This is a genomic window from Anoxybacillus pushchinoensis (assembly GCF_900111795.1).
Lineage (GTDB): Bacteria > Bacillota > Bacilli > Bacillales > Anoxybacillaceae > Anoxybacillus > Anoxybacillus pushchinoensis.
Window position 1 is genome coordinate 1 of record NZ_FOJQ01000103.1, and the last position, 2,497, is coordinate 2,497.

Consider the following 2,497-nt stretch of genomic DNA (forward strand, 5'->3'; position numbering starts at 1 on the left):
CCAAGAGGAAAATACAAAGGCGTGTGGTTTGGTGAAGTGGCATGCAGGAAGACTGGAAATTTCGACATCAAAGGAAAAGACGGTAAACGTATCGCGCAAGGAATCAGCTATAAATATATTCAAGTTATTCAACTATTTGATGGATATGCTTATAGAAAGGAGGAAGCGGAACTTGCACAAGGCGCAATTCCTCCCCGTGCCTAAAGGCAGGGGCTTCCTTGCGTGAGTTTCGTGAAAATCACATTGTTTTTTGATAAAAAACCTTTTATTATGGAATTTGGGAAAAGTTTAAAAGTAATAACAAATGGGGATAAATACAATAAAGAAAAGATTCTTTCAGGGAGGATTACACATGATCAGTAAATTACTTAGGGGAGCGCTAGTAGCTGTGCTATCTGTCTTTATCATTACTGGATGTAACAATCAAAACAATGACCATAATCAGATGGATCATGATTCGAAAGAAATGGATCATGCAAATATGGATATGTCCTCCAATGATAAAGACAAAGATAACAAAACAAATGAAATGGAGTTCGCGAAGCCACCGAGTTCTTTCAACCGTTTAGCGAACCAAAACATCATGATAACAGCGACGAAAAACGTTACTCGTATCAACACGGATGATCCTATTGAGTTATCCGTCATGGTTTCACAAACGGTTTGGCCTGCCACTCATAAAGAAAACCAGCCCGGCGGAATTATTTTAGTGCCCGTTGAAAGTTGGCAAATCGCATTGGCAAGTGTAGACTTAATTCATCATCCGAACAACGGTCCTGTTTTATTTACAAAAGATCAAAAAATACCGGATGCCGTCTTAAAGGAAATAAACCGCCTTCAGCCTTTAGGCACAGCTGACGGTACGCAAATCACAGTGATGGGAAATCTTGCTAAAAGCGAACTAGATAAATTAAAGAATTTTAAGATGAAACAAATTAGTGAAACAGATCCGGCTGCGTTTGCGAAAGAAATTGACCAATTTTACAGCGACATTGCCGGCAAGACTCCACAAAGTGTGATTATTGGTTCTTTGGAAGATAAGGCAAAATTGTACACTCTTATAGCTGCCAATTGGATTGCCCACATGGAAGAACCGTTGTTGTATGTTACGGCAAATGAAATTCCACAGCCAACAAAAGAGGCGTTACAGCAAAGAAAAGGAAAAGCAAATATATACCTTTTAGGTCCCGAATCAGTAATCTCTAAAGAAGTGGAAAACGAACTAAAATCATTTGGCACTGTTGTCCGAATCGCAGGCGATACACCGGTGCAACAATCCGTTTCTTTTGCTACTTATAAAGATGAAAAAACAAAATTTGGTTGGGGGCTAAATGATCCGGGACATGGCGTATCATTTATTTCAACGAAAACCCCTGAACTAGCGATTGCGGCTGCACCGTTTTCCCATCTAGGAAAACACGCACCTTTAATATGGCTAGAGAATGGGACATTAACAAAGGACGTATACGAATTTTTAGCTCGTTTAAAACCAACTTTTACGGATGATCCAACAGAGGGACCGTATAACCATGCATTTTTATCTGGTACATTCCGTTCCATCTCTTATCAAACACAAGGAATTATTGACGAAAAGCTCGAAATTATTCCCGCAACCGGAGAAGGACATGCAGGGCATTAGAAGCACGTAAATCTATATACGCAAAACAGCTTGCAAGCCGAGCAAGCTGTTTTTTTTATTTTTGAAACTTGTGGTGTTAATATGATGATGCAAACATATGGCATTCAACTAACATCAAAGGTTCTTGAATTATTCGCATATCATCACATACAACTTCTACAAGCTAATTTGTAATGATTCATGTTGTTTAAGAAACATGTAAGCAACAAAGTATGATTATGATGACAGAGCCATTAGGCCATTAGAAATTCTAATCGATTTTTGAAAATATCTAATTACTAATGATAATTCGCGACAAAAATTTGTAAATGTTTATGAACACTTTCTCCATACTTTTCCTTTATTCTAAAACCAGAATAAGGATGGAGGTGTTGAAAAAATGAAAAAATTTATTTCAGGTTTGCTCGTACTTGTTTCAGCTTTTGTGTTAGCTACAGCTGTTTTTGCAGCAAGCAAAAACGATAATAAAGATTGGAAAGAAATGTTGCCAATGATGAAACAAATGCATCCAAATTTATCAGAGGAACAATTACAAAAAATGTATGAACAGTGTCGAAATACTAAAAATATGGATCAAATGATGGATCAAATGATGGAACATATGATGAATAATAGCAAAACGAATCAATAAATGATGAAACAAGGATATATGATGTAAAGATCAGTTATTGAAACACTGTAGGCTTAAAACTACAGTGTTTTTTTCGCCCGCCTATTGTTGTATGATATTTGCAAGGCAATATTCGTGTGTATTTTTCACTGTAAAACTCACATTTCGCACCCTCTCGACAAAAATCGGGAGGATTTTTTTTATCTTCCTGTCGAATAAAACCTTGGAACACAAGGAAAGCAAAGGAG

3 protein-coding genes and 1 pseudogene are annotated in these 2,497 nt (G+C 37.1%); 3 read left to right on the forward strand and 1 reads right to left on the reverse strand.

What is annotated here, in order from left to right; all coding sequences use genetic code 11:
- The 3 genes and pseudogenes from BM213_RS14265 to BM213_RS14275 form a co-directional block, all read left to right on the forward strand.
- Positions 1-204 (forward strand): annotated as a pseudogene (locus BM213_RS14265) (RNA-guided endonuclease IscB); the annotation flags it as partial.
- A 151-nt stretch (positions 205-355) separates the two neighbouring features.
- Entirely contained in the window at positions 356-1,639 is a 1,284-nt protein-coding gene (locus BM213_RS14270; RefSeq protein ID WP_425265940.1) for a cell wall-binding repeat-containing protein, read from the forward strand.
- A 379-nt stretch (positions 1,640-2,018) separates the two neighbouring features.
- Positions 2,019-2,270 carry a hypothetical protein gene (locus BM213_RS14275; RefSeq protein WP_091705252.1) on the forward strand — a complete coding sequence of 84 codons (252 nt, stop codon included), beginning with the start codon at positions 2,019-2,021 and terminating at the stop codon, positions 2,268-2,270.
- 34 nt (positions 2,271-2,304) lie between these two features.
- Here BM213_RS14275 and BM213_RS14830 read toward each other — a convergent pair.
- The coding region (locus BM213_RS14830) for a hypothetical protein (protein WP_208601931.1) at positions 2,305-2,497 on the reverse strand (193 nt) is incomplete at its 5' end.

Bases quoted from the DNA above. Each gene is read 5' to 3' on its own strand.
- BM213_RS14275 (WP_091705252.1), top strand. From the start codon at position 2,019: ATGAAAAAATTTATTTCAGGTTTGCTCGTACTTGTTTCAGCTTTTGTG.